This window comes from Ruegeria sp. BF8, from assembly GCF_056538625.1.
In genome coordinates this window covers 754,159-780,846 of record NZ_JBQFTL010000001.1, presented here as the reverse complement: position 1 = coordinate 780,846, position 26,688 = coordinate 754,159, and the positions used below count along the sequence as shown (strand labels likewise).

At 62.7% G+C, this 26,688-nt stretch carries 29 protein-coding genes; 17 read left to right on the top strand and 12 right to left on the bottom strand.

Features of this window, described 5'->3' with window-relative positions; all coding sequences use genetic code 11:
• Positions 1-142: 142 nt before the first annotated feature.
• From ACR0LD_RS03915 to ACR0LD_RS03890, 6 genes are all read left to right on the top strand, one after another.
• Positions 143-1,324 carry an ammonium transporter gene (locus tag ACR0LD_RS03915; RefSeq protein WP_170370570.1) on the top strand — a complete coding sequence of 394 codons (1,182 nt, stop codon included), beginning with the start codon at positions 143-145 and terminating at the stop codon, positions 1,322-1,324.
• Positions 1,325-1,470: 146 nt separating this feature from the next.
• On the top strand, positions 1,471-2,148 hold the full coding sequence (locus ACR0LD_RS03910; RefSeq protein ID WP_170358994.1) for an orotate phosphoribosyltransferase: 678 nt from the start codon (positions 1,471-1,473) through the stop codon (positions 2,146-2,148).
• Positions 2,149-2,349: 201 nt separating this feature from the next.
• On the top strand, positions 2,350-3,840 hold the full coding sequence (locus ACR0LD_RS03905; protein ID WP_170338856.1) for a replicative DNA helicase: 1,491 nt from the start codon (positions 2,350-2,352) through the stop codon (positions 3,838-3,840).
• Between the two features lie 231 nt (positions 3,841-4,071).
• A complete protein-coding gene (gene alr / locus ACR0LD_RS03900; RefSeq protein WP_170372447.1) occupies positions 4,072-5,106 on the top strand; it encodes an alanine racemase in 1,035 nt (344 codons plus the stop codon).
• A complete protein-coding gene (locus ACR0LD_RS03895) occupies positions 5,103-5,885 on the top strand; it encodes an MlaE family ABC transporter permease (protein WP_170338351.1) in 783 nt (260 codons plus the stop codon). Before alr ends, ACR0LD_RS03895 begins: the two co-directional genes overlap by 4 nt.
• The gene (locus tag ACR0LD_RS03890) at positions 5,882-6,628 is read left to right on the top strand and encodes an ABC transporter ATP-binding protein (RefSeq protein ID WP_170338853.1); all 747 of its coding nucleotides are present in this window, start codon (positions 5,882-5,884) and stop codon (positions 6,626-6,628) included. Before ACR0LD_RS03895 ends, ACR0LD_RS03890 begins: the two co-directional genes overlap by 4 nt.
• A 2-nt stretch (positions 6,629-6,630) precedes the next feature.
• On the opposite strand, the gene ACR0LD_RS03885 is transcribed toward ACR0LD_RS03890, so the two are convergent.
• A complete protein-coding gene (locus ACR0LD_RS03885; RefSeq protein ID WP_480635658.1) occupies positions 6,631-7,053 on the bottom strand; it encodes an acyl-CoA thioesterase in 423 nt (140 codons plus the stop codon).
• A gap of 106 nt (positions 7,054-7,159) precedes the next feature.
• Between ACR0LD_RS03885 and ACR0LD_RS03880 the strand changes: the two genes are divergently transcribed.
• The 7 genes from ACR0LD_RS03880 (at position 7,160) to ACR0LD_RS03850 (ending at position 13,733) form a co-directional block, all read left to right on the top strand.
• On the top strand, positions 7,160-7,612 hold the full coding sequence (locus ACR0LD_RS03880) for a paraquat-inducible protein A (RefSeq protein ID WP_170338849.1): 453 nt from the start codon (positions 7,160-7,162) through the stop codon (positions 7,610-7,612).
• A gap of 149 nt (positions 7,613-7,761) precedes the next feature.
• Positions 7,762-8,544 (top strand): DNA repair protein, encoded by a 783-nt coding sequence (locus ACR0LD_RS03875; RefSeq protein ID WP_480635657.1) that lies wholly within the window; start codon positions 7,762-7,764, stop codon positions 8,542-8,544.
• Between the two features lie 133 nt (positions 8,545-8,677).
• Positions 8,678-10,042, top strand: a complete 1,365-nt coding sequence (gene radA, locus ACR0LD_RS03870; RefSeq protein ID WP_170358987.1) for a DNA repair protein RadA — start codon at positions 8,678-8,680, stop codon at positions 10,040-10,042.
• A gap of 40 nt (positions 10,043-10,082) precedes the next feature.
• On the top strand, positions 10,083-10,652 hold the full coding sequence (locus ACR0LD_RS03865; protein ID WP_093962256.1) for a CvpA family protein: 570 nt from the start codon (positions 10,083-10,085) through the stop codon (positions 10,650-10,652).
• 497 nt (positions 10,653-11,149) lie between these two features.
• Positions 11,150-12,610, top strand: coding sequence for an amidophosphoribosyltransferase (gene purF / locus ACR0LD_RS03860; protein WP_170402710.1), 1,461 nt, complete (start codon positions 11,150-11,152; stop codon positions 12,608-12,610).
• 184 nt (positions 12,611-12,794) lie between these two features.
• On the top strand, positions 12,795-13,043 hold the full coding sequence (locus ACR0LD_RS03855; protein WP_093962257.1) for a hypothetical protein: 249 nt from the start codon (positions 12,795-12,797) through the stop codon (positions 13,041-13,043).
• Positions 13,044-13,085: 42 nt separating this feature from the next.
• On the top strand, positions 13,086-13,733 hold the full coding sequence (locus tag ACR0LD_RS03850) for an SDR family NAD(P)-dependent oxidoreductase (protein WP_480635656.1): 648 nt from the start codon (positions 13,086-13,088) through the stop codon (positions 13,731-13,733).
• A 56-nt stretch (positions 13,734-13,789) separates the two neighbouring features.
• On the opposite strand, the gene ACR0LD_RS03845 is transcribed toward ACR0LD_RS03850, so the two are convergent.
• The 4 genes from ACR0LD_RS03845 to ACR0LD_RS03830 all read right to left on the bottom strand — a co-directional run bounded on the left by ACR0LD_RS03845 (position 13,790) and on the right by ACR0LD_RS03830 (position 16,306).
• Entirely contained in the window at positions 13,790-14,632 is an 843-nt protein-coding gene (locus ACR0LD_RS03845) for an ATP-binding protein (protein ID WP_480635655.1), read from the bottom strand.
• Positions 14,633-14,747: 115 nt separating this feature from the next.
• Positions 14,748-15,629 (bottom strand): twin-arginine translocase subunit TatC, encoded by an 882-nt coding sequence (tatC, locus tag ACR0LD_RS03840; RefSeq protein ID WP_170390335.1) that lies wholly within the window; start codon positions 15,627-15,629, stop codon positions 14,748-14,750.
• Positions 15,626-16,084 (bottom strand): Sec-independent protein translocase protein TatB, encoded by a 459-nt coding sequence (tatB, locus tag ACR0LD_RS03835; protein ID WP_170358981.1) that lies wholly within the window; start codon positions 16,082-16,084, stop codon positions 15,626-15,628. Before tatB ends, tatC begins: the two co-directional genes overlap by 4 nt.
• Positions 16,085-16,090: 6 nt before the next feature.
• Positions 16,091-16,306, bottom strand: coding sequence for a twin-arginine translocase TatA/TatE family subunit (locus ACR0LD_RS03830; RefSeq protein ID WP_170338833.1), 216 nt, complete (start codon positions 16,304-16,306; stop codon positions 16,091-16,093).
• 219 nt (positions 16,307-16,525) lie between these two features.
• Between ACR0LD_RS03830 and ACR0LD_RS03825 the strand changes: the two genes are divergently transcribed.
• Both ACR0LD_RS03825 and ACR0LD_RS03820 read left to right on the top strand, forming a co-directional pair.
• Positions 16,526-16,831: a hypothetical protein gene (locus ACR0LD_RS03825; RefSeq protein ID WP_149774521.1), complete on the top strand. Its 306-nt coding sequence runs from the start codon at positions 16,526-16,528 to the stop codon at positions 16,829-16,831.
• 21 nt (positions 16,832-16,852) lie between these two features.
• The gene (locus ACR0LD_RS03820) at positions 16,853-17,524 is read left to right on the top strand and encodes a helix-turn-helix transcriptional regulator (RefSeq protein WP_170363332.1); all 672 of its coding nucleotides are present in this window, start codon (positions 16,853-16,855) and stop codon (positions 17,522-17,524) included.
• A 43-nt stretch (positions 17,525-17,567) separates the two neighbouring features.
• Here ACR0LD_RS03820 and ACR0LD_RS03815 read toward each other — a convergent pair whose 3' ends face one another.
• The 7 genes from ACR0LD_RS03815 to ACR0LD_RS03785 all read right to left on the bottom strand — a co-directional run bounded on the left by ACR0LD_RS03815 (position 17,568) and on the right by ACR0LD_RS03785 (position 23,840).
• Positions 17,568-18,719, bottom strand: a complete 1,152-nt coding sequence (locus ACR0LD_RS03815) for a LysM peptidoglycan-binding domain-containing protein (protein ID WP_480635654.1) — start codon at positions 18,717-18,719, stop codon at positions 17,568-17,570.
• A 63-nt stretch (positions 18,720-18,782) separates the two neighbouring features.
• A complete protein-coding gene (locus tag ACR0LD_RS03810; protein ID WP_170338827.1) occupies positions 18,783-19,433 on the bottom strand; it encodes a protein-L-isoaspartate(D-aspartate) O-methyltransferase in 651 nt (216 codons plus the stop codon).
• Entirely contained in the window at positions 19,430-20,212 is a 783-nt protein-coding gene (gene surE / locus ACR0LD_RS03805) for a 5'/3'-nucleotidase SurE (RefSeq protein WP_480635653.1), read from the bottom strand. Before surE ends, ACR0LD_RS03810 begins: the two co-directional genes overlap by 4 nt.
• Before the next feature lie 123 nt (positions 20,213-20,335).
• Entirely contained in the window at positions 20,336-21,421 is a 1,086-nt protein-coding gene (locus ACR0LD_RS03800; protein ID WP_170338320.1) for an ABC transporter ATP-binding protein, read from the bottom strand.
• 86 nt (positions 21,422-21,507) lie between these two features.
• A complete protein-coding gene (locus tag ACR0LD_RS03795) occupies positions 21,508-22,620 on the bottom strand; it encodes a hypothetical protein (protein ID WP_480635652.1) in 1,113 nt (370 codons plus the stop codon).
• Positions 22,621-22,622: 2 nt separating this feature from the next.
• The gene (locus tag ACR0LD_RS03790) at positions 22,623-23,402 is read right to left on the bottom strand and encodes an SDR family oxidoreductase (protein WP_480635651.1); all 780 of its coding nucleotides are present in this window, start codon (positions 23,400-23,402) and stop codon (positions 22,623-22,625) included.
• A gap of 75 nt (positions 23,403-23,477) precedes the next feature.
• On the bottom strand, positions 23,478-23,840 hold the full coding sequence (locus ACR0LD_RS03785; RefSeq protein ID WP_093962268.1) for a nuclear transport factor 2 family protein: 363 nt from the start codon (positions 23,838-23,840) through the stop codon (positions 23,478-23,480).
• 109 nt (positions 23,841-23,949) lie between these two features.
• Here ACR0LD_RS03785 and ACR0LD_RS03780 point away from each other — a divergent pair, with 109 nt between their 5' ends.
• Positions 23,950-25,557, top strand: a complete 1,608-nt coding sequence (locus ACR0LD_RS03780; protein ID WP_170338819.1) for a peptide chain release factor 3 — start codon at positions 23,950-23,952, stop codon at positions 25,555-25,557.
• Between the two features lie 43 nt (positions 25,558-25,600).
• On the top strand, positions 25,601-26,542 hold the full coding sequence (locus tag ACR0LD_RS03775) for a glycosyltransferase family 2 protein (protein ID WP_480635650.1): 942 nt from the start codon (positions 25,601-25,603) through the stop codon (positions 26,540-26,542).
• Positions 26,543-26,688 lie beyond the last annotated feature (146 nt).

The window sequence follows — 26,688 nt, the reverse complement described above, 5'->3', positions numbered from 1 at the left end:
ACCACTTGGAAAAAGGACGCCAAAACAGGCACCTTTTTCGCACCCCGCCTCTTTTTTCCTCGACGTCCGTTCGGTTGAACCCACGGCACGTCACTCACACCGCGCCCCTTGGCGCAGCTTCAGGAAAGAGGAGAACGGCCCAATGAACGGAGCCGATACCGCCTGGATCATCGTCGCGACGGCGCTGGTCCTGTTCATGACTTTGCCGGGCCTGGCCCTGTTCTATGGCGGGCTGGTGCGCGCCCGCAACGTGCTGAGCGTTTTCATGCACTGTTTCGCGATCGCCTGCCTGATGAGCATCCTGTGGCTGGTCGCGGGGTATTCAATCGCCTTCGGTGACGGCGGTTCAGGCCTGTGGGGCGGGCTGGGCAAGGCGTTTCTGAACGGCGTTGATGCCGACAGCCTGTCGGGTACCCTGCCCGAAGTGCTGTTCTTTGCCTTCCAGATGACCTTTGCCATCATCACCCCGGCCCTGATCGTCGGTGCCTATGTGGAACGCGTGGGCTTTGGTTTCGTGCTGGTCTTTTCGGGCCTTTGGATGCTGCTGTGCTATGCGCCGGTGGTGCATTGGATCTGGGGCGGTGGCATCCTGACCGATGGCGGCATCCTGGGCGAGGTTGGCGTGCGCGACTTTGCCGGTGGCATCGTGGTGCACGAAACCGCCGGTCTGGCCGCTCTGATCATCGCGTGGGTCCTGGGGCCGCGCAAGAACCGCACCACCCCGCCGCACAACCCCGGATACGTCATGATCGGGGCCGCGATGCTGTGGGTCGGCTGGTTCGGCTTCAACGGCGGCTCGCAGCTGGCCGCGGATGGCGGCGCGGCCATGGCGCTGACGGTCACGCATATCTCGGCCGCCACCGCATCGCTCAGCTGGGCGCTGTGGGAGCGGATCAAATACGGCAAGGCCTCGCTGGTCGGTCTGGTCACCGGGACCATCGCGGGTCTGGCCTCGATCACGCCGGCCTCGGGCTATGTCGATCCGGTTCAGGCGCTGATCATCGGCGCGGTCGCCGGCATCCTGTGCCAAGAGGCGGTGAACGTGGTCCGCAACGTGCTGAACATCGACGATACGCTGGACGTGTTCGCCGTGCATGGCGTGGGCGGCATTTTCGGCACCATCATGATCGCCGTCTTCGGCCTGGGCGCCTGGACCGCGCAATTGGGCGGGCTGGTGATCGTGGGTGTCTTTACGTCAGTTGTCACGTTTGTGCTGATCAAGGTGGTTGCGCTTGTCACCCCGCTTCGCGTAGACGCCGAGACCGAAACGAACGGGCTCGACCTGTCGGTCCACGGCGAACGGGCCTATGACATGAGCAGCTAAGCCCACCTTGGCTGACTCGACTGCCCATCCGGGCATCAAGCGGACCTCTTGGGAGGTCCGCTTTTCTTTTGCGCCAACCCCTCTCGACATCGGGCCGGTCGGCAGGCTATCAGCCCGCAACGTCATTTCAGCGCCGAGGTCCCGCCATGATCCCCAGTTCCTTTCCCGACAGCACGGAAATCGCCCGCCTGACCGCGCGGATGCTGCTGGAGATCAAGGCGGTGCATTTCAACGCGCGCGAGCCGTTCACGCTGGCCAGTGGCCTGCCCAGCCCCACCTATATCGATTGCCGCAGGCTGATCTCGTACCCGCGCATCCGGTCGACCCTTATGGACTTCCTGACGGTCACCGTCATGCGGAATGCCGGGTTCGAAGCCTTCGACAACATCGCCGGTGGTGAGACCGCGGGCATCCCCTTCGCCGCGATGGTGGCCGAGCGCATGGCCCTGCCGATGACCTATGTGCGCAAGAAGCCCAAGGGCTATGGCCGCAACGCCCGGATCGAAGGGGCCATGACCGAAGGCCAGCGCGTGCTGCTGGTCGAGGACCTGACCACCGACGGCGGCTCAAAACTGTCCTTCGTGGACGCAATCCGCGAAACCGGCGCCACCTGTGGGCATACGGCGGTGATCTTCTATTATGGCATCTTCCCCGAAACCGAAAAGACGCTGGGCGATCACGGTGTGCAACTGCACCACCTGTGCACCTGGTGGGACGTTCTGGCCGAGGCCAAGGCACAGGGCACGTTCGACGCCGAAACGCTGGACGGGGTCGAGGCCTTCCTGAACGACCCGCGCGGCTGGCAGGACGCCAACAAGAGCTGACTGTCGAGCCATTGTTGCCGGCCGGGAAACACTGGCCGTCAGCCTTGCTACCTATCCACAAGATGTTGACGAATGACCGATCCCTGCGGCAAGATGCAGGAGCGGAAGATATGCACAGCATATCCCCAGAAAACATACAATTTGCCCCGACTCACGGGGCCGCGATATGACCTTTGTCCCATGGGGACAGCGAGAGCAGCAATGAACGAGATCAGCAGTATCGAGCAGGCAGCGGCGCAGATTCAGAACGCCGAGACCATGCCGCATTCCATCGAGGCCGAACAGCAGCTTCTGGGCGCGATCCTGACCAACAACGACCTGTATGACCGGGTCGCCTCGATCATCGGGCCCGAGCATTTCTATGACCCGGTCCATGCCCGCATCTATGAGGTCGCCGCCGCGCGCATCGCCAAGAACGCGCTGGCATCGCCGGTGACGCTGAAATCCTTCATGGCCGAGGACGAGGGTTTGAAGGAACTCGGCGGCCCGGCCTATCTGGTCAAGCTGGCCGGGGCCTCGATCAGCGCCTTCGCCGTGCATGACTATGCCCAGATGATCTATGATCTGGCGATCCGGCGCGAACTGATCCGGCTTGGTCGCGACATCTCGGACAAGGCCGCGCGGGTCGAAGTGGCCAGTGAGCCCAAGGAACAGATCGTCGAGGCCGAGCAAAAGCTCTACAAGCTGTCCGAACAGGGCCAGACCGAACAGGGGTTCAAATCCTTCCTCAAGGCCGTGACCGAGGCGGTGAATGTCACCAACGAGGCCTATCAGCGCGGCGGCGGCATGGCCGGGATTTCGACCGGGCTGGTCGATCTGGACAAACAGCTGGGCGGGTTGCACCCGTCGGACCTGATCATCCTTGCCGGGCGTCCGTCGATGGGTAAGACCTCGCTGGCGACCAACATCGCGTTCAACGTGGCCAAAGCCTATAAGCGGGGTCAGCGCGCCGATGGCACCGAGGGTGCGGTGGACGGCGGCGTCGTCGGATTCTTCTCGCTGGAAATGAGCGCCGAGCAGCTGGCCGGACGGGTTCTGGCCGAGGCGTCCGAAATTTCCAGCCACAAGATCCGTCAAGGCGACATGACCGAGGACGAGTTCCGCCGTTTCGTCGATGCGGCCAAAGCGCTGGAAGCCTGTCCGCTTTACATCGACGACACACCGGCTCTACCGATCTCACAATTGGCGGCCCGGGCGCGGCGGCTCAAGCGGACGCATGGGCTGGACCTGCTGGTCATCGACTATCTGCAGCTGTGCCGCGGCATGTCCGACAACCGCGTGAACGAGATCGCCGAGATCTCGATGGGCATGAAGGCCATCGCGAAAGAGCTGAATATTCCCGTCATCGCCCTGTCGCAGTTGTCGCGTCAGGTGGAAAACCGCGACGATAAGCGCCCGCAGCTGTCCGACCTGCGCGAATCCGGCTCGATCGAGCAGGACGCCGACGTGGTGATGTTCGTGTTCCGCGAGGAATACTACAAAGAGCGCGAAAAGCCCGGCGATCACGAGCTGGAGAAGATGGAAGAGTGGAAGCAGGCGATGGAGCGCCTGCACGGCAAGGCCGAAGTCATCGTCGGCAAGCAGCGCCACGGCCCCATCGGCACGGTCGAGCTGTCCTTCGAGGCGCAGTTCACCCGATTTGGCAACCTTGTCAAACCCTGGCAGCAGGGTGGCCAGATCGAAGGCTACTAAGCCCATCAGGCCCGAATCCATGTGCCGCGGCCCAATGCGCCGGATGAACGATCTGGATCAGCCAACGGTTTTGGCCCGGATAGGCGGACAATGCTGGCAGGCTGTCTTGCCCGCGTTCAAGCCCGCCCGGACCTGCGCAACCCGGCTACAAGCCGCCCATGGCAAGGACTTTACGCGCGTTTGCAGCGCATTCCCCCTTGACCTCGTGCGGCGCAATGTCATGAACGGGTCATGAGTACTGCACGTTTGACGATCAACCTTCATGCGCTGGCCAGTAACTGGCGGGCGCTGGACGCAAAAACCGATGTCGAGACCGGAGCCGTGGTCAAGGCCGACGCCTATGGTCTGGGCGCCGGACCTGTCGCCAACACGCTGGCCGAAGAAGGCGTCCGCAAGTTCTTTGTCGCCGTTGCCGAGGAAGGTGCCGCCGTCCGTCAGGCGATTGGCCCCGGCCCGCTGATCTGCGTCTTTTCAGGCCATATGGAGGGCGACGCCGACCTGTTGCGCGATCACGACCTTGTGCCGCTGATCAACTCGCCCGAGCAATTCCAACGCCACCTGCAGGCGCTGCCGGTCCATCCGTTCGGGATTCAGTTGGACAGTGGCATGAACCGCCTCGGGCTGGAGCCTTCCGACTGGGCCGCTCTGCGCAGCCGGGCCGAGGCGCTGAACCCTGTCGTGGTCATGTCGCACCTGGCCTGTTCGGACGAACCCGACCATCCCATGAACCGGCAACAGCTGAAAACCTTCCGCGAGATGACCGATGGCGTATCAGCTCCGCGTTCGTTGGCGGCCACCGGTGGCCTTCTGCTGGGGCCGGAATTCCACTTTGATTTCTGTCGGCCCGGCATCGGCCTGTATGGCGGCTTGCCTTTTGCGGGCGCCAAACCTGTGGTCACCGTCGATCTGCCGGTGATACAGGTGCGCGACCTAGCAGTCGGAGAAACCGTCGGCTACGGCAACACGTGGAAAGCCCGGCGCCCCTCGCGGATCGCAACCGTGGCCGCGGGTTATGCCGACGGGCTGCACCGCGCCATCGGTGGCGGCATCGACACCTTCGCCGGCGACCTGCCCTGCCCCGTCGTCGGACGCATCTCGATGGATCTGATCACCGTCGACGTCACCGACCTGCCGCACACGCCCGAACGTCTGCGCATTCTGAACGGCCATCAGACGGTGGACGACCTGGCCGAGGCCGCGGGCACCATCGGGTACGAGATCCTGACCTCTCTCGGCAGCCGCTATTCGCGGGGCTATGTCGAATGAATCCACTCGCATGGCTTGGCGAACTGGGCCGCGCGGTCCTGAACCTGCTGGCGGCGTTCGGCCGCGTGGCGCTGTTTGCATTGGATGCTCTGTCACACATCTTTCGACCGCCGTTCTACCCGCGTGAACTGGGCATGGCTCTGCTGAACATCGGCTGGCTGTCGCTGCCGGTCGTAGGCCTGACGACCATATTCACCGGCGGCGCGCTGGCGCTTCAGATCTACGCCGGCGGCGCGCGTTTCAACGCCGAAGCCGTCGTGCCCCAGATCGTGGCCATCGGCATGGTCCGCGAGTTGGGTCCTGTCATGGTCGGCCTGATGATTGCGGCGCGCGTCACCTCGTCGATCGCCGCCGAGATCGCCACAATGAAGGTGACCGAGCAGATCGACGCCCTGGTCACCCTGTCGACCCACCCGATGAAATACCTGGCGGCCCCGCGCGTTCTGGCCGCATTGATCACCGTCCCTGTTCTGGTTGCCGTGGGCGACATCATCGGCATCGCGGGCGGCTACGCCGTGGCGACGCAGAACCTCGGCTTCAACCCGGCAGCCTATCTGAAAAACACGGTCGATTTCCTCGAGCCGCTCGACATCCTGTCCTCGCTGGTCAAAGGAGCGGCGTTCGGCATGATCGCGGCCATCATGGGCTGCTATTTCGGCATGCATTCGGGGCGCGGCGCGCAAGGCGTGGGCCGCGCAACCAAGGGCTCGGTCGAGGCCGCCGCTGTGCTGATCCTTGCCGCCAACTTCGTTCTCACGGGGGTGTTCTTCTCGCTATGATCCGGATGGAGAACGTACACAAGGCCTTCGGCGACAACCACGTGCTCAGGGGCATGAACCTCGAGATTGCCAAAGGCACGTCCATGGTGATCATCGGTGGCTCGGGCACCGGAAAATCCGTGGCGCTGAAATGCATCCTTGGTCTGATCAAACCCGACAGCGGCAAGATTTTCGTCGATGGGCAGGACGCCCAGACCGGTGACCGAGACGCCTTTCTAGCCAGGTTCGGTATGCTGTTCCAAGGGGCGGCCCTGTTTGACTCGTTGCCCGTCTGGCAGAACGTGGCCTTCCGCCTGCTGCGCGGCTCGCTGAAACGACCGACGGACGAGGCACGTGAAATCGCGATCGAGAAACTGCGCCGCGTGGGCCTGCGCGCCAAGGTGGCAGATCTCTACCCGTCCGAACTGTCGGGCGGCATGCAGAAACGTGTAGGTCTGGCCCGCGCCATCGCCGCCGAACCCGAGATCATTTTCTTCGACGAACCCACTACGGGGCTGGACCCGATCATGTCGGGCGTCATCAATGACCTGATCCGCGAGATCGTGACCGAAATGGGCGCCACCGCAATGACCATCACGCACGACATGAGCTCCGTCCGCGCGATTGCCGACAACGTGGCGATGCTGCATGACGGGGTGATCCAGTGGACCGGACCGGTCAGCCAGATGGATTCCTCCGGCGATCCTTATGTCGAACAGTTCATCAGTGGGAGTGCGGAAGGGCCGATTGAGGCGGTGCGGTAGGTCTATTCTACATCCATCCACAGTTTCGCTTTTTCTGAAACATCACCGGGCAACACCTCAGCCCGGCGTGTTTCCAAGTTCAGCAAAACACATTTAAACACAGCGGTGAAAACCGTTTCACCGTCCGCTACTTTTCTAAGCGTGTGGCGGAAAGTCATGGATTTCTTTCCAATTTCCAGAATTTCGCTCTCCATTTGGATCGCTTCGCCCGAACCAAGTTCCTGCCGGAAGTCGCTGTTGATATTCACCACTGCGAAGGAAAGCCGCCTACCGCTCCGCATATCGTCTGCCGTCAAACCCATTTCTGCCTGCATGGCGAAAACGGAATCTGAACATGCTGCAAAATACCTGGATACATTCATGTGCCCAAGGAAATCGCAATCGGAAGGATCAACCACCGACTTGAACGCCAAATAGGCGGGCATAGAAATTATCTCCTTGCCGAATGACTTTATATGACTTCACTTGTACACGTTATCACATCGTTCAGTCGAAGAAAGCGTCGTCCATAAACCCTACGATTTAAGCATAATGACCCTCCGCCTCGCCACCCTCTCGCTCCTGATCCTCTACCCCATCGCGTGGTTCGCCCCGCTGATGCGCGCGGGCCTGCTGCCGATCTTCGGCCTCAGCGAGATCAGCGTCATCACCGGCCTCCAGTCCTTGTGGAAATCCGACATCTTCCTCGCGCTGGTCGTCACCGTCTTTGCCCTGTTCGCCCCGTACATCAAAACCATCGGCACCGCGCTGGTCCAATGGGACCTGCTGGACCCGCGTGTCCAACCCGCGCTGAACATCATGGGCAAGCTCGCCATGGCCGATATCTTCCTCATCGCGCTCTACATCACGTTGGCCAAGGGCATCTCATACGCAACGATCGAAACAGCGTGGGGCCTGTACCTTTTCACCGGCTGCATCCTTGCGTCGATCGCGCTGGGATACGTTACCGAAGTGAAACTTGGTTCACGAAACCTCCGGACCTGATTGATTGAAAACGCATTTCTGGCTATGATGGCCAGTATTCGAGCAGCCAAGTCATTTTTGTTTCAGGGTCCGACGCGGACCGTCTTGCACGTTTGATGGATACTCCGCCCGGGCCCGGTTTTGCCGGTTTCCAAAGGAGTAGGACTGCCATGGCCGCCCTCCATTCGATTTCAATTCATTTCCAGAACGTATTCCTGCGACTGACTTTTTTCCTGATTTGCGCCGCCGCTCTGTTTGCCGTATCCGCCACCCTGCTTGCCGCCGTGAATGTCTGGCCTTGGCTGACGATGCAGGCTGGATTGGGCGGGCAGGACATTCCGAACGCCGGCGTCTACATCCAGATCGGCCTGACCGCTCTGGTTCTGATGCTCGCCTTCTATCTGCCCTCCAGCGCGCGCATGATGGCGTTGGAAAACGCGCATCGGAAGTTCTCGCTGCAGATGCAGGACGTGGTCGATGCCTACCAGATCGCCCATGCGGCCGACCGCAGCGGCGTGTTCGCGCTGGCCTCGGAATTCGACGCGGTAAAGGAACGCATGGCCTTCCTGCGCGATCACCCCGACCTGCAATCGCTGGAGCCCGAGATCCTTGAACTGGCCGCGCAGATGAGCCAGGTCAGCCACGAACTGGCCGAGATTTACGGCGCGGCCAAAGTTGCCCGAGCGCGGGCGTTCCTGCAACAGCGGCAGGAAGAGGTCGAACTGTTCCAGCAACGGATCGAAGACGCCCAGACCATACAGCATGAATTGCGCCAATGGACCCGCGACATCGAGATCGAGGAGTCCATCGCCAAGGCGCAACTGGCCCGCCTGCGCGAGGAATTGTTCGAGCTTTTGCCCGAGCTGTCAGCCCAGTTGCAGACACCGCCGGACGACAGCGACCCGACCGCATCGAGCGTCATCGCCATGCCCCCGCCCCGCGCCGCCGAATAGCCACTCACTCACCAGATGCGGCAGCATCAGCCGCGAAGGATGGCCCTCCCGGGCCTGACGCCGCGGCCCGTCAGTCCGGATTGAACACCGGAAGGGCTTGAAGAACCGCGCAAGCTCGGGCACGAATTGCGCCATGGCAAAGACGACGACTTTCACCTGCTCGGCCTGTGGCGCCTCGCATTCCCGCTGGTCCGGCCGCTGCGACGGCTGTGGCGAGTGGAACACCATAGTTCAAGAGGCCCCATTGTCGGCAGGCCCGGCCAAGAAATCGCTGGGCGGCAAACGGGGCCAGGCCGTCACCCTGACGGACCTCTCCACCGAGGAGGCCCCGCCGCCCCGCACAGTCTGCGGCGTCGAGGAACTGGACCGTGTCCTGGGCGGCGGGCTGGTCCCGGCCTCGGCCCTGCTGGTGGGCGGCGATCCGGGCATCGGCAAATCCACCCTGCTGTTGCAGGCCGCCGCGCGCTTTGCCCGGTCAGGGCTAAAAACCATCTATGTCTCGGGCGAGGAAGCCAGCGCCCAGGTTCGCATGCGCGCGCGCCGTCTGGGGCTTGAAGACGCGCCGGTTCAACTGGCGGCCGAGACCAACCTACGCGACATTCTCACCACGCTCGAGGCCGAGAAACCCGGCCTGGCCATCATCGACTCGATCCAGACCATGTGGGCGGACAATGTCGACAGCGCACCGGGATCGGTCAGTCAGGTCCGCGCCGCCGCGCACGAACTGACCAGCTTTGCCAAGCGCCACGGCGTGTCCATCATCATGGTCGGCCATGTCACCAAGGAAGGCCAGATCGCCGGCCCCCGCGTGGTCGAGCACATGGTCGATACCGTCCTCTATTTCGAGGGCGAGCGCGGCCACCAGTTCCGCATCCTGCGCGCGGTCAAGAACCGCTTTGGCCCCGCCGACGAGATCGGCGTGTTCGAGATGACGGGCAAGGGTCTGGCACAGGTCACCAACCCCTCGGCCCTGTTTCTGTCGGAGCGCGGCACACCCAGCCCCGGCTCGGCCGTTTTCGCAGGCATCGAGGGCACCCGGCCGGTTCTGGTCGAACTGCAGGCGCTGGTCGCGCCCTCGCCCCATTCACAGCCCCGCCGCACGGTCGTCGGCTGGGACAGCGGACGGCTTGCGATGATCCTCGCCGTGCTCGAAGCGCGCTGCGGCATCCCCTTTGCGGGGCTCGACGTCTATCTGAACGTGGCCGGGGGCCTGAAGATCAGCGAGCCCGCGGCCGACCTTGCCGTGGCTGCCGCCCTGCTGAGCGCGCGCGAGGACACCGCCCTGCCCGCCGACACCGTGGTTTTCGGAGAAATCTCGCTATCCGGGGCACTTAGACCAGCGCCGCAGACCGAAAACAGGTTGAAAGAAGCGCAAAAACTTGGTTTCACAGCAGCAATTGCTCCGGCAGGCGGCAAAACCGGTACTGTGGCAGGTCTGACACTCACCCGACCCTCTGATTTGGTTGGGTTTGTTGGCGAAACCTTCGGAGCAGGTTAAAGTCGCGCCTCGAGGGGCAGAAAAAGAACAGGCGAGGGCCATGGAAGGTTTTACAATAATTGACGGGCTCGTTGCCCTGATCATCGTGCTGTCGGGGATTCTGGCCTATTCGCGCGGCTTCATGCGCGAGGTCATGGCCATTGCAGGTTGGGTCGCCGCCGCAGTTCTGGCCTTCATCTTTGCACCGCAAGCCGTGCCGCTGGTCAAGGAAATCCCGGTGGTCGGAGACTTCTTGCGTGACAGCTGCGAATTGTCGGTGATTACGGGCTTTGCCGCGGTGTTTGCCATTGCGCTGATCGTGGTCAGCATCTTCACCCCGTTGTTCTCGTCCCTGGTACAGCGCTCGGCGCTGGGTGGGCTGGATCAGGCGCTGGGGTTCTTCTTCGGCATCGCCCGCGGCATTCTGCTGGTTGCCATCGCCTTCTTTGTCTACGACACCGTGATGACCGGCCAGTCCTACACGATCGTCGATGAAAGCCGCTCGGCCAAGGTATTCGAGCAGTTCAGCGACAGGATCGAAGAGCAGAACCCCGAGGCCGCCCTGGGTTGGGTGACCACCCAGTACGAAGAGCTTGTTGCATCCTGCACAGCGGATTCTCAGGGGCAGTAACAGCTACCAGCCAAGCAAAACGAAGCAGCCCGGCGGCCAGCCGGGCTTTTCTTTTGTCAGAGGGTCAGACGAACCCTTCGCCCCCACAAACCGAGCAGCGGTTGGTTTTCAGGCCAAAGCATCCGTCGCACCGGCTGAACTGGGGCTTGCCCAAGTGATCTCGACCCTTCAGGACTTCGCCCTTGCCATTGCATATCTGGCAAGGTGCACGTCCCATTCCGCGGCACCGATGGCACCGGCGTTTGACGTGCTCGTCCTTTTTCTGGCTCGGTCGTCCCTGCCACATACCTGTTTTGCCCTCGGTCAAATGCTGCCGGCGTCATGCCACGCAGCGCGTTCAAAACACGGGAAACACTCATGTTCGCGGCCCCATCAAACCAGAAACCCGGCCTGCGGCAAAACGAATTATGATCCTTTGGTGACATGGGGGGCATTAGGCATTATGTGAGGGCCAACTCGCCATGGAATCGGAGCTGCCTGTCTTGCATAGCCCGCAGATGCCCCCCGCCCACCCGTTCGATGATGACAAGCTCCGCGAGGAATGCGGGATTTTCGGGGTCGTCGGCGTCAAAGATGCCGCCAATTTCGTTGCTCTTGGTCTGCATGCCCTGCAGCACCGCGGGCAGGAAGCCGGCGGGATCGTCACCCATGATCCTGAACTCGGCTTCAACTCGGCCCGTCGATTTGGCTATGTGCGCGACAATTTCACCTCGTCCGACGTGATGGAAAGCCTGCCCGGGCCTATCGGGATCGGCCATGTGCGCTATTCCACGGCCGGGTCCAAGGGCCAGACCGCCATCCGTGACGTACAGCCATTCTTCGGCGAGTTTTCGATGGGCGGCGCCGCGATTGCGCACAATGGCAACATCACGAACGCCAATGCCCTGCGGCGCGAGCTGATCGAGCGCGGCTCGATCTTCCAGAGTTCGTCCGACAGCGAATGCATCATCCACCTGATGGCCCGCTCGCTACAGCGCAACATCCCCGAACGGATGGAGGACGCGCTGCGCCGGGTCGAGGGTGCCTTCTCGGTGGTCGCCATGACCCGCACGAAGCTGATCGGCGTCCGCGATCCTCTGGGTGTGCGCCCGCTGGTATTGGGCAAAATCGGCGATGGCTGGTGCCTGGCCTCGGAAACTTGTGCCCTGGACATCATCGGTGCCGAATTCCTGCGCGAGATCGAACCCGGCGAAATGGTTGTGATCAATGCCCAGAACGGTGTTGAGAGCCACTTCCCGTTCCGCCGGCAACCCAGCAAGTTCTGTATCTTCGAGCATGTCTACTTCTCGCGCCCAGACTCGATTCTGGGTGGACGCTCGGTCTATGAGACACGCGAAGCCATCGGGCGCGAGCTGGCCAAGGAAAGCCCCGTCGACGCGGACCTGGTCTGCCCCGTGCCAGACAGCGGTACGCCCGCGGCCATTGGGTACTCGCTGGAGTCGGGCATCCCCTATGCGATGGGGATCATCCGCAACCAATACATGGGCCGCACCTTCATCGAACCCACCGAACAGATCCGCAATATGGGCGTGCGGCTCAAGCTGAACGTGAACCGCGCCCTGATCGAGGGCAAGCGGGTGATACTGGTCGACGACTCGGTCGTGCGCGGCACGACCAGCCGCAAGATCAAGGAAATGATCCTGGATGCCGGCGCGAAAGAGGTGCATTTCCGCATCGCCTCGCCGCCCACGGCCTGGCCCTGTTTCTACGGCGTGGACACCCCACAGCGCGAAAAGCTGCTGGCCGCCACGATGACCGAGGAAGAAATGACCAAGCATCTGGCGGTCGATAGCCTCAAGTTCATCTCGCTGGACGGGCTGTACCGGGCGGTCGGCGAATCGCAGGGTCGCAGCAAGGACTGCCCGCAATACTGCGATGCATGTTTCTCGGGCGAGTATCCCGTCACTCCGGCGGACATGGTTGAACAAGGGTTCAAGATGCAACCGGCGGCCGAATAAGGCCGAAATTCAGAGACTTCTCAAAGGGGCCGCAGGGCCCCTTTTTTCATGGGCCGGATCGGCGTGGCGAAACATGGCCGACACCTGCTGCACCGGCTTTTCCTTCTCCTTTGGCTCTGCTAGCCAACCGGCTGCTCACTCACGCAATCACACGGAGGCCGGGCCACCGGGCCGGCCAGTTTACATGGCAAATCCCAGAGTCGACAGCGCGGCCACCCAAAAGGGCGCGCTCAGCAAGAATGGTACGACCGTCCTGGGCGTCTTTGGCCCGCAGAACGACATGCGCGCCCTGATGCGCTCATCGTCTGGACGGGTGAAAGAGGTCAAGACCGGCAGCCGTTTTGGTTCGGGCACGATCGTGGCCATCGACAAAGACGGCATCATGCTGCGACAAAGCGGCCGGACCCAGCGCATCGCCATCCCCGGAAGCTGATCCGGGCTTGACGGGCTGCGCGCTTGGGTTCAAACCCCGCGCATGACCGATCAGATCAAAATCGCACTTGTCACCGGCGCGTCGCGCGGCCTTGGTGCCGCTCTGGCCGAGGCGCTGGCGCCCGAGTATCACATCGTCGCCGTTGCCCGCACCACCGGCGGGCTGGAAGACCTGGATGACCGCATCAAGGCCAAAGGGGGCGCGGCCACCCTGGCGCCGATGGACATCGCCGACCCCAATGCCATGGCCACGCTGTGCCGGGGCATCCATGACCGCTGGGGCAAGTTGGACCTGTGGCTGCATACGGCCATCCACACCGCACCGCTGACGCCCGCAAATTTCATCGACCCCAAGGATTGGCAAAAGTCCGTGGACGTGAACGCCTCGGCAACTTCGGTGCTGATCCCCTATGTCGCGCCCTTGCTGGGTGAGGCTGGACAGGCCGTGTTCTTTGACGATCCCCGCGCGGGCGAGAAGTTCTGCGCCACCTATGGTGCAACCAAGGCCGCGCAGATCGCCATGGCGCGCAGCTGGGCCGCCGAAACCGTGCGCACCGGGCCGAAGGTTTATGTGTTGCAGCCCGAGCCCATGGCCACAGCCCTGCGCGCGCGTTTCTTCCCCGGTGAGGACCGGTCGAAGCTGGCCAGCCCCTCGGACGAGGCAGCGCGCCTGCTGTCCATGCTGGGCTGAGACCTTTCGGTCAGATCCTTTGACACATGCAGCGGCGCCCAATACGGGCGCCGTTTTCATTCGATATGGACGCCCTGACGGCCAGCCAGATCGACAAAGAACTGCCACGCCACCCGGCCCGAACGCGCGCCGCGCGTGGCCTGCCATTCGATCGCCTCGGCCCGCAGAACGTCGGCATCGACGCTGACGCCATAGGCCGCGCAATACCGGTCGATCATCGCAAGGTATTCGTCCTGATCGCAGGGGTGGAACCCCAGCCACAGGCCGAACCGGTCGGACAGCGAAACCTTTTCCTCGACCGCCTCGGACGGGTTGATCGCGCTCGAGCGTTCGTTCTCGATCATGTCACGCGGCATCAGGTGGCGGCGGTTTGACGTGGCATAGAACACCACGTTTTCGGGCCGGCCCTCGATCCCGCCGTCCAGCACGGCCTTCAGCGATTTGTAGTGCTGGTCGTCATGGCTGAACGACAGGTCATCGCAGAACAGGATGAACCGGTAAGGTGCGGCGCGCAGGTGGTTCAGCAACCGCGCGACCGAGCCCATGTCCTCGCGCTGAAGTTCGACCAGCTTCAGGTCGGGAAACTCGGGCTGAAGGGTCCCATGCACCGCCTTGACCAAGCTGGACTTGCCCATGCCGCGGGCACCCCACAGCAGTGCGTTGTTGGCCTTGTACCCGGCGGCGAAGCGGCGCGTGTTGTCCAGCAGCGTATCGCGCGACCGGTTGATGCCCACCAACAGATCCAGATCGACGCGGTTGACATGGTGCACCGGCTCCAGCCGGTCGGGCCCGATGTGCCAGACAAAGGCGGGGGCTGCCGAGAAATCAGGCGCGGCCAGCGGCGCCGGGGCCATGCGCTCCAAAGCGTCGGCGATGCGGTTCAGGGCTTGGTCGTCCATGGGTCCTCCGAAGTCTTGCGGCCGATTTCAACCACGTTCACGGGCCGCCAACAAGACCCGCATGAAGAAAGGGCGCACCCGCCAAGGCACGCCCTTCCCCATTTACTGCTCGGGTTTATTTGCCGTCTTCTGCGTCAAACTCGTCCATCATCGCATCATCGGCGGCTTCTTCATCGTCATAGTAGCCTTCGGCCCGCAGCTGTTCTTCACGCTTTCTCTCGACCCGGGCCACCAGGAAGATCGAGATCTCGTACAGGCCATAGACCACGACGAACAGGATGATCTGGGTGATCACGTCCGGCGGGGTCACGATGGCGGCCAGAACCAGAATGCCCACCACGGCATATTTGCGCACCGCGCCCAAGCCTTCGGCGCTGACCAGCCCGGCCTTGCCCATCAGGGTCAACAGAACCGGCAGCTGGAAACACAGGCCAAAGGCCACGATGAACTTGATCGTCAGGTTCAGGTATTCCTGTGCCGAACCCTGGAAAACCACGCTCAGCGGCGCAGTGGCACCATCCGCTAAGGCCTCACCCTCGGCCCCGAATTGCTGGAACCCAAGGAAGAAGTCATAGGCCAGCGGCGTGACCACGTAAAAGGCAAAGCTCGCGCCCAGCAGGAACATGAAGGGCGAGGCCAGCAGGAACGGCAGGAAGGCGTTCTTCTCGGATCGATAGAGCCCCGGCGCCACGAACCGCCACATCTGCATACCGATATACGGAAAGGCCAGAATGAACCCACCCAAGAGCGAGACCTTGATCGCCACGAAGAAGCCCTCCTGCGGCGAAATGAAGATCAGGTCGCAGTCCTGTCCCCGCTCGGACAGAACATCGCACAGGGGCTGGGTCAGAAAGTTGAAGATCGGCGTGGCTACCGTGAAACAGATGATCATACCGATCAAAAATGCCACGACGCTGTGGATCAGCCGCGTGCGCAGCTCGGCCAGATGCTCGATCAGGGGGGCCGAGGTATCTTCGATCTCGTCGGTCTTGCTCATGTCTTGCCTTCGGTTCTCAGCGCGGCTTCGGCCTCTTCAGCCTTGGCCAGGGCCTCGGCGGCTTCTTTCGCTTTGCGCTCGGCAGCCGCACGGGCGGTAGAGGCCTGGATCTTCTTGGCCTGCTCGGCGCGCTCAGCGGCCAGTTTGCCGGTTTCGCTGTCGGGGTCGAACTTGGTCGGGTCCATACTCTTGGCCATGTCCTGGGCCGCCTGCTTGACGCCGTCCATCGCACTGCCCACCGGGTTGGTGGCCGCGTCCAGTCCTTTCTTTATGTCATTCACGCCCGCCTGGTCGGCCGCCTCGTTCATGGCGCTTGAGAACTCGCGCGCCATGCCGCGGGCCTTGCCGACGAACCGTCCGACATTGCGGAACAGAACCGGCAGGTCCTTGGGCCCCACGACGATCAGGGCAACGATGCCGATGACCAGAAGCTCGGTCCAGCCCAGATCAAACATGGGCGATTAGACCTTGTCTTTGTCGGACTCGGGCGTGACATCCTTGGCCAGCTCGGACGCGTCCTGTTCGATCTCTTCGGTACCGTCCTTGACGCCTTTCTTGAATGCGGTGATGCCCTTGCCCACTTCACCCATCAACGAGCTGATCTTGCCGCGGCCGAACAGCACCAGCACCACGACGGCGATCAGCAGCAGGCCGGGAAGGCCGATATTGTTGAGCATGTCTCTTCTCCTTCTACGTCGGCGCGCCGCGCCGGGAATGTGATCTGGAAGCCTGTCTACGCCCACCGGGCAGCCGAAAAAAGTGACGCAAGTCAAATCCGCGTTCAAATCCGGGCCGCTCGGGCGCTTTTTGCGGGCTGGCAATTCTCTACTGACAGGTTTATGTCAGTTGCAGGCGACTAGGAACAGGGCATCGAAACCTGGTCAACGGAGACTCACATGACCCATGTTGCTGAAATCGTCACCTTCACCCTCGCCGATGGCACCACGCCGGAGGAGTTCGTCAGGCTCAGCCAGACGACCGAGGCCTTCGTGCGCGCGGCCCCGGGCTTTGCCCACCGACAGCTGAGCCAGGGCGAGGATGGCCGCTGGACCGATTATGTCATCTGGACCGACATGAAGGCCGCGCAGGACGCCGCCGCGCAGTTCCCGCAGCAGGATTTTGCCGCCGGTCTGATGGCGGCCATCGACCCCGCCAGCATCCAGATGCGTCACGAGAAAGTGCTATGGAACATGACCGCCTGATCGCGGTCCGGACGGCGTGTCATGCGCCGCACTGACCGCCTGTTCGACATCATCCAGATCCTGCGCGACGGCAAACTGCACCGCGCGCAGGACATCGCGGACCGGCTCGAGGTTTCGGTCCGCACCATCTATCGCGACATGGACACGCTGGTGGCGTCGGGCGTCCCGGTCGAGGGTGAACGCGGCGTGGGATACATGGTGCGCGAGCAGATCACCCTGCCCCCGCTGAACCTCACCCCGGCCGAGCTTGAGGCCCTGAACCTCGGCATGGCGATCGTGGCCGAGGCCGCCGACCCCGACCTGAAAGCCGCCGCCGAGTCGCTGGCCGCCAAGATCGACGCGGTACTGCCCACCCAGGTGGTGGCCGAGGCGGATGCGTGGAAATTCGCCGTCTACCCCTTTGCCGATGCCGCGCGCGGGCTGGCGCATATGGCTCCGATCCGGGCGGCCATCAAATCGCGCCAGAAGCTGCGGCTGACCTACCGGCGAATCGACGGAACCCTGACCGAACGCACGATCCGCCCCCTGCACATGGAATACTGGGGCCGGGTCTGGACCCTAACCGCCTGGTGCGAGCTGCGCGACGCCTTCCGCGTGTTCCGCATCGACCTGATCGAAAGCGTCACACCGCTGCCCGAGATATTTGCGGACGAGCCCGGAAAGCGACTGGCTGACTACAACCCGACCGCCTGATCCCGTTTTTCGCGCAAGGCTACTTGGAACGGCGCTCAGACCCTCAGCGCAGATAGGTTTCGGGGTCGACGGACTCGAACCCTTTGCGTACCTCGAAGTGCACATAGGCGTTCTCACCCCCGCGCAGCTTGGCAATGCTCTGGCCGCGGCTGACCCGGTCGCCCTTCTTGACCGAGATGTTCTCGACATTCGCGTAGACCGTCAGCAAATCGTTGGTGTGCTTGACGACGATGATCGGGATCTGATCCGCATCCGCCGTAATGGCCGCCACGGTACCGGCTTCGGCCGCCTTGACCGATGCACCGGGCGAACCGGCGATGTCGATCCCTTCGTTCTTGCCCTTGGCATAAGGGCGAATGATCTTGCCGGTCACCGGCAGAGCCAAGGCTGACGAGCTGGAATTCGTCGGGGCCTCGGCCGTCACGTCCGGAGCGGGCGTCAACGGCGCAACTTTTTCGTCCGGCAACGGCTGCGTTGCACTGGGCGGCGTCGGGGTGGGCGATCCCTGCCCCGGTTCGGTGGTCGCCGTGGGCGCTGCGGCGGCAGCTTGGCGCGGTGCAGCCTGATTCTTGACGGGGATCAGCAGAAACTGCCCTTCGCGCACGGCGAAGTCCGAACCCAAACCGTTCCATTCAGCCAGCGCATCGACCGGAACCTGATACAGGCGCGAAATGGTATAGGCCGTCTCACCCCGCTTGACCTTGTGCCGGATCGGCTCGTCCGTCGAGGTGACGGGCGCCGGTTTGGCCGGCTCAAGGTTCGTGACCCGCACGCCGCCCGTGTCCGGCGCCTGATCAATCGCGGTCGTGGCAATCGAGGCGATATCGACGTTCCCCGCTCCGGCGCCGACGGACCGTGGCAAGGCCAGCACCTCGCCCTCGCGCAGCTGGTCGGTGGGCTTGAGACCGTTGAACCGGGCCAGCTCCGCCTGGGGCAGACCGACCCGCGCAGCCACGGCGGCGACGTTGTCACCCCGTTGCGCGACGGCAACCTGATATGTCGGATAGGTGATCACGCCACGGCTGTCCGGCGCCGGTCGGTTCGTGGTGGCTGATTGTGCGGCCGGAGTGGTCGAAAAACCGCCGACCTGACCGCGCAGGTCGTAATCCAGCGGGCCTTCGCAACCGGCAAGCACCAGCGCGGCAACCATCGCCGTTGTTCCACGACCCAAGACTGACTTGGAAACTGCTCTCATATCACTGTCCTCAACACCTGCCCCTGTTTGCCGGGGTTCTGGCGCCCAATTCCTAAACCTACGTTACGCCTCGTCCTTTCCAAGCCCTTCCAGCAAGGGCACGAACCGAACAGGCAACAGTTCGTCATATTCCAGCCCGGTCTCGGTTCTGGTGACCCGTATCAGGGTCTGAACCGCATCCGACTGCCCAACGGGCAAGACCATGATACCGCCGATTTTGAGCTGCGCCAAGAGCGGGCCCGGCGGGTCCTCGGCCGCGGCGGTGACGATGATGCGGTCAAAAGGAGCCTGTTCGGGCAACCCGAAAGATCCATCCGACAGCATCGCCGTGATATTCGTCAGCCCCAACTCTCGAAACAGCTCTCCTGTTTCGCGTACCAGACGCTTGTGGCGTTCCACGGTGTAGACCCGCCGCGCCAGCTTGGACAGCACCGCAGCCTGATACCCCGAACCCGTCCCCACCTCGAGCACCTTGTCGCGCGGCGTGACCTGCAGCGCCTGCGTCATCAGACCCACGACCGAGGGCTGGCTGATCGTCTGGCCGCATGCAATCGGCAGCGGCGTGTCCTCGTAGGCACGCTCTGCGAACAGGCCCCGCACGAACTTGCCGCGGTCGATCTGCTCCATCGCGTCCAGAACACGCGCATCCGTCACCCCGCGAGACCGCAGGGCGAACAGGAACTGCATCTTGGTTTCGGGGTCCAGTCCGGTCATTCGATCGTCTTCAACGCCTCCAGCGCATCATTGGCGGTCAGGTCGGCCCGCATCGGCGTGACCGAGATATAGCCATCCAGGTTCGCCGCAGCATCCGTTCCTGGAGCCGTCGGGTTGTGCTGATAGCCCCCTTTGATCCACAGGAAACGGCGACCCGAGGGCGAGCTGTGCGGTTCCACCCCAAAATGCGTGTCGCGTCGGAAACCCTGACGCACGACGCGGGTACCAAGAACTTCATCGGCAGGCACCGGAGGGAAATTCACGTTGTAAAACAGGCGGTAGTCTTCCTGCGCGGGCGGATCGGCCTCAAGGATGCGTCGTACCAGGTCCGCTCCGAACCGTGTGGCGGCCTCGAACGGTTCTTCCAGCCCAAGATTGCGCGGGCCAAAGTACTGCGACAAGGCGATCGCCGGAATGCCCTGAAGTGCGGCCTCCATCGCGCCGCCGATCGTGCCTGAGTACAAAGTGTTCTCGGCCGAATTGTTGCCCCGGTTCACGCCTGAAAGAACCAGATCAGGTCGCGCGTCCTTCATCACGTCATGAAGCCCGGCCAGTACGCAATCGGCCGGCGACCCTTCGGCCGCGTAACGACGCTCGCCCAGTTTGGCCACCATCATGGGATGGGTATAGCTGATGCAATGCCCGACCCCTGACTGTTCGAAAGCCGGAGCCACGATCCAGACCTCACCATCCGGGCCGGCCACATCCGCAGCAATCGCCTCGAGCGCGATCAGGCCTGGGGCGTTGATCCCGTCGTCATTTGTCAGAAGTATGCGCATTGCCTGCCTGTGCCCCCGCGTTTCGCCCTTGATAGACGGCCCCAAAGGATGCGGCAAGCGATGCCCCGGCGCATTCTGCGGCATTCGCGCACCACTCGCCGGGAAATCGACCGGTTGCGGCGTCTAGGCTGGAAAAACGAAGCAGCGATCCCGCCGGATGGTCAACCACATCACCCGGCCCGGATTGGGCACGAACACGTTCGGAACGGTCGCCTTGAGGATCGAGCCGTCATAGTCCATCCGAAACTCGATCAGGCTTTCGTTGCCCAGAAAGCGAGCGCGCTCGACCACGCCGCGGGCCGCAACACCATCGGTCGCCGTCGGCAGCGGTCCCTTGCCGTTGCGATCAAAGTCCAGCCGCACATGCTGAGGGCGGAAAACGATTTCGACGTCCGTGCCATCGGGAACGCCCGGCGCCAGGAATTGACCAAATGGCGTTTGCGCCAATGCTCCATTCACCTGGGATTGCAACACATTGACATCACTAAAAAATGCCACGGCAGCCTTGTCTACGGGTCGGGTGTAGACATTGTAGGGCGCGCCCTGCTGCACGATCTTGCCGCGGCGCATCAGTGCAATCTCGTCGGCCATGCGCATCGCTTCTTCGGGCTCGTGCGTGACCAGCAGCACGGCGGCGTCCTCTTCCTTGAGGATGGCGAGGGTCTCGTCGCGGATGCCGTCGCGCAGACGGTTGTCGAGGCCAGAAAACGGCTCGTCCATCAGCATGATCCGCGGACGCGGCGCCAACGCTCGGGCCAGCGCGACCCGCTGCTGCTCGCCCCCTGACAGTTGATGCGGAAACCCGTCGATATGGCGGATCAGGTCGACCTTTCTCAGCAACTCTTCGACACGTTCCCGTTTTTGCTCTTTGGCCCCCTTCAGGCCAAAAGCCACGTTGTCGGCCACGCTGAGGTGCGGAAACAAAGCGAAATCCTGGAACATCAGTCCGATCTCGCGACGTTCCGGCGGCACCCTGAACACCGTGTCACAGACCAACTTGCCATCGACGTAGATTTCGCCCGAGTCCTGCATTTCGACGCCGGCAATCATCCGCAACGTAGTGGATTTGCCGCAGCCCGACGGGCCCAGCAGACAGGTCACCTGCCCCGCCTGAACGGTCAGCGAGACATCATCCACCACCGTGCGCCCGCCGAACCGACAGACCAGATTGCGGATTTCCAATCGCGGAGGAGCTGTGTTGATTGCCACCGACGGACCCCAATTGCCTTTTCCCGATCAAATTCATCGGGCTTGCGCCGGGATAACAACCCCGCCCATCGGGCGCAAGAGAGGCGCTAGGTCAGCAGCTCGAACGGCACGCCCGCGCGGACCTTGCCGTTGACCTGAATCTCAAGCCTGTGCGGCCCCGGAACCAGCCGAAACGTGGTGGCGTCGCCCTTGAGTTTGTGACGCTTGCTCAGCCGCAGGCGGCCATCTGACAGATTGGCTTGCTTGAGCTTGTGAACCTTGGGTGAGATTTTCCCGCCAGGTCGCTGAAAATGCACGATATAGTCAATCAAGACCGGCTGATCATCGGGACCTGAAACCGAGACGGCGAACTCCAGAACCCCGCCGATGCGGGCCTCGCCAATCACCTCAACATTCACCTCCAGCGGTGCGTCGGGATCATAACCCAGCAGCGCCATCGCCCCGCCATGGCCGGACTTGACCAGCCCGCGCAGCGCATGTGCGGTGATCCACCGCATCTCGTCGGGGTCTTGCGCACCGGAGGCGTGCCACGCCTTCAAGCGGGTCAGCGCCAAGTCGGGGTCTTTCTTGGTGATGTCGTTGAGATGGTTCGCCACCGACCGCGTGACATAGCGCGTCGGATCCGAGTGCAACCGATCCAGCAGCGGCAGCGGGTCAGACAGGTCCAGCCCGACCGCCTGCCCCCAGGGCAGCCGTGGGCGCGTGCCTTCGGAGACCAGCCGCCGGACGTGATAGCTGGAATGCCCGCACCAGTCCTGCATCCGATCCAGCACCAGATTGGGATGACTGTTCAGAAAAGGCCGGATCGCCCATTCCATCGAAAATCGCTGAGTGATCTCTGCAAGCACATCCAGCGCCACGTCGGGATGGTCCGCGCCGACCTGCGCCACCCACTCACCCAATGGGGCAAAGATGAAGTCACCGAAATCATCATCGCTCAGGGTCGGATCCAAAGGCGGCGGCAAGGCGCGCAGGATCACCGGGGCCACGTCGGGCAGCGCGCCGGGAAAGGCCGTCTGCAAACAATCGGCAATCCACGCGATCCGCTGCTTCAGCTCCAGCTCCGGTAGGCGCGACATGACCCGAGCCTCGAACGCCTCTCCGTCAAACCCGGGGTCGGCCTGCGCGAACAGGCCGACTAGGTAACGGGTCTTTTCCGCGTTGAACAGCTGATCCTTCAGCGAAAACCCCTGCGCCACGGTCACATCGTCAGGTTGGTCGCGCCACCATCCAGCAGGATGTTCTGCCCCACGATGAACCCGGCATGTTGCGAGCACAGAAACGCGCAAGTCGCGCCGAATTCCTGCCGCGTACCATAGCGCCGCGCCGGGATCGTGGCCGCGCGCTCGGCCCGTGCCTCGTCCAGCGAGATGCCCTTCTGCGCCGAAACCCCGGCATCCAGCGAGTCCGCCCGGTCGGTGGCATGAATGCCGGGCAACAGGTTGTTGATGGTCACGCCGTAGGGCGCCACCTGCCGCGCCGTTCCGGCCACATAGCCGGTCAGCCCCGTGCGCGCAGCGTTCGACAGGCCCAGCACCGCGATGGGCGCCCGCACAGATTGCGAGGTGATGTTCACCACCCGGCCCCAACTCTTGTCCATCATTGACGGCAACAGCGCCTTCATGAAGGCGATCGGCGTCAGCATGTTGGCATCCAGCGCCTTGATGAAATCGTCGCGATCCCAGTCGGACCACAGGCCCGGCGGCGGACCACCGGCGTTTGTCACAAGGATATCAACGCCCTGCGCGGCCTCGATCACCTGCGCCTGGCCTTCGGGCGTGGTCACGTCGCAGGCGACCGTCTGCACCTCGACACCGTAATCGGCGCGCAACCGGTCGGCCTGCGCCTCCAGCGCGTCAGGCCCACGTGCGTTCATCACCAAATCGACACCCTCGGCGGCCAGCGCCTCGGCGCAGCCCAGCCCCAAGCCCTTGCTGCTGGCACAGACCAGCGCGCGTTTTCCTTGTAGTCCCAGATCCATGTGATCCCCCCTGTCATTTGTTACCCGCATGTCTAGCACCGGCCAGACAGGGAAGACCAGATTGGCGTCGGCAAATCAGTAGAAGAACTCTTCCCGCACGATCTTGCCGTTGACCACGTGATAGACGCCGACCTCGCGCATGTCGAAAGCTTCACCGCTTTCCTTCACCTTGCCCTGCACTTCAAAAATCACGGCAAAGCTGTTTTCACCATGCAGGAACGGGTCGCTGACCGACGCGCCCGAGACCTCGTGCGCGCTTTCCCACCAATCATGCTTGCCGCGGATGCCCTCGATGCCGTGGGTCTCGCGGCCCATGCCCTGCATGTCCATCGCCTCGACCGAGACGGCATCGGCTGCATACAACTTGTCCAGATTCTCCTTGGCGCGGTTTTCGCGGCAACCCGCCACCAGTTCCTGGGCGATTTCTTTCAAATTCATTGATCCACTCCATTATTTGTTCACTATATGTTCTTATTGGCATATCCACCTGATTCGAACCACCCCCTTTGTCTTGCCTCGGCAGGATTCCCCGCCTATACGCGCCTTCATGCTTGATACCGCCTCGAACCAACCCACCCTGCCGCCCGAGATCGCGCGGCGCCGGACCTTTGCCATCATCTCGCACCCGGATGCGGGCAAGACGACCCTGACCGAAAAGTTCCTTCTGTATGGGGGTGCTATCCAGATGGCCGGACAGGTGCGCGCCAAGGGCGAGGCACGGCGTACGCGGTCGGACTTCATGCAAATGGAAAAGGACCGGGGTATATCGGTCTCGGCCTCGGCCATGTCGTTTGACTATGGCCCCTACCGGTTCAACCTGGTGGACACACCCGGCCACTCGGACTTTTCCGAGGACACCTATCGCACGCTGACCGCCGTTGACGCCGCGGTCATGGTGATTGACGGGGCCAAAGGCGTGGAAAGCCAGACGCAGAAGCTGTTCGAGGTCTGCCGCCTGCGCGATCTGCCGATCCTGACCTTCTGCAACAAGATGGACCGTGAGAGCCGCGATACGTTCGAAATCATCGACGAGATCCAGGAAATGCTGGCCATCGACGTGACCCCGGCCAGCTGGCCCATCGGCGTGGGGCGCGATTTCATCGGCTGCTACGACATGCTGCGTGACCGGTTGGAACTCATGGACCGCGCCGACCGCAACAAGGTGGCCGAAAGCATCGAGATCAACGGGCTGGACGACCCCAAACTGGCCGAGCATGTGCCCGCAGAACTGCTGGACAAGCTGCTGGAAGAGGTCGAGATGGCGCGCGAATTGCTGCCTGCGCTGGACCCGCAGGCGGTGCTTGAAGGCCACATGACCCCGATCTGGTTCGGCTCGGCCATCAACTCGTTCGGCGTCAAGGAACTGATGGAAGGCATCGGTGCCTATGGACCGCAGCCGCAGGTGCAATCGGCCGAACCGCGCCAGATTTCGCCGGACGAGAAAAAGGTGGCGGGCTTTGTCTTCAAGGTGCAGGCCAACATGGACCCCAAGCACCGCGACCGGGTGGCCTTTGTCCGCATGGCCAGCGGCCACTTCAAGCGCGGCATGAAGCTGACCCATGTGCGCAGCAAGAAGCCCATGGCGATCACGAACCCGGTTCTGTTTCTGGCCTCTGACCGGGAACTGGCCGACGAGGCATGGGCCGGCGATATCATCGGCATCCCCAACCACGGCCAGCTGCGCATCGGTGACACTCTGACCGAGGGCGAGGCGATCCGCGTTACCGGAATTCCATCCTTCGCGCCCGAGCTGTTGCAGGGCGTGCGCGCGGGCGATCCGATGAAGGCCAAGCACCTGGAAAAGGCGCTGATGCAGTTTGCCGAGGAAGGCGCGGCCAAGGTGTTCAAACCCTCGATCGGCTCGGGCTTTATCGTCGGCGTGGTGGGCGCGCTGCAGTTCGAGGTGCTGGCCAGCCGGATCGAGCTGGAATACGGCCTGCCGGTGCGGTTCGAGGCCTCGCAATTCACTAGTGCGCGCTGGGTGTCGGGCGACAAGGCTGAGGTCGAGAAGTTCGTAAATGCGAACAAGCAGCACATTGCCCTCGATCACGATGGCGACATCGTCTATCTCACCCGCCTGCAATGGGACATCGACCGCGTGGTGCGCGATTATCCCAAACTGACGCTTACCGCGACCAAGGAAATGATGACCTGATGCTGACCCCGCCCCCCGCCAAAGCAACAGAGGCCGTCATCGCATGACCGCAGCCAGGCCGAGCTGGGGCATCGTCTCGACGGTGCGTGGATCGGCCCGCGACATTCTGAGTTTTGCGGCCTACCACCTGGATCTGGGCGCGGATCACCTCTACCTCTACCTTGATGAGCCCAACCGGCGGGCTTTTCGCGCCCTGCGCCGCCACACCAAGGTGACCGCCCGCATCTGCGACGATGCGTTCTGGGCGGCGCGCAAACGGGACAAGCCCGAGCGCCACCAGGTCCGCCAGACCGTTCATGCGACCTTTACCTATCGCCACACCGATCTCGATTGGCTAGCGCATATAGATGTGGACGAGTTCCTGTGGCCCACGGCCCCCATCGCGGACTTGCTGGGCGAAGTGCCCGAAACGGTGCACGCGGTTCGGGTTCGTCCGATCGAGGCCCTGGCCTGCGGCAACGATCTCTACAAAGCGTTCATCCCCCAGGGCCCCGAACGCGAAGCGCTTGTCGAGACGATCTATCCAAACTACGGCGCTTTCGTTCTGGGCGGCTTTCTTAGCCACGTACAGGGCAAGCTGTTCGTGCGCACGGGGATGGAGAACCTCAATTATCGCATCCACAATCTGTTTCAGAACAAGGTCATCTTGCCCTGCAAGACCGAGATGCCGCAGATCGACCTGTGCCACCGCCACGCCCCGGATTGGGAGCATTGGTGGTCACACTATCGGTTTCGACTGGAACGCGGCTCGTACCAGCCCGGCATGGCTCCGAACGTACATCGCGATCGGGGCGGGTTGAACATGAACGAACTGCTCAGTTGGATCGAGGCCGAAGAAGGCGAGCAAGGTCTGCGCAAGTTCTTTGACGAACTCAGCGCCACCGACCCGAAGGTTCGCGCGCGCCTGCAGGAACGGGGCCTCATCAAGCACCGACCGCTTGATCTTGAGGAAAAGCTGCAGAAACACTTTCCCGGAAGCTGCTGAATTGTTGCACGAAATCGCCAGTGACGCGATGTAGCGGTATAGATGAAACTGTCTTCATTTGACCCTGCCACACCTTTTTGTTATGTCCGCATCCAAGCCGAAACGCGCATGGTGCGCATGGCCATCCGGGCCCGGCATTTTTCATA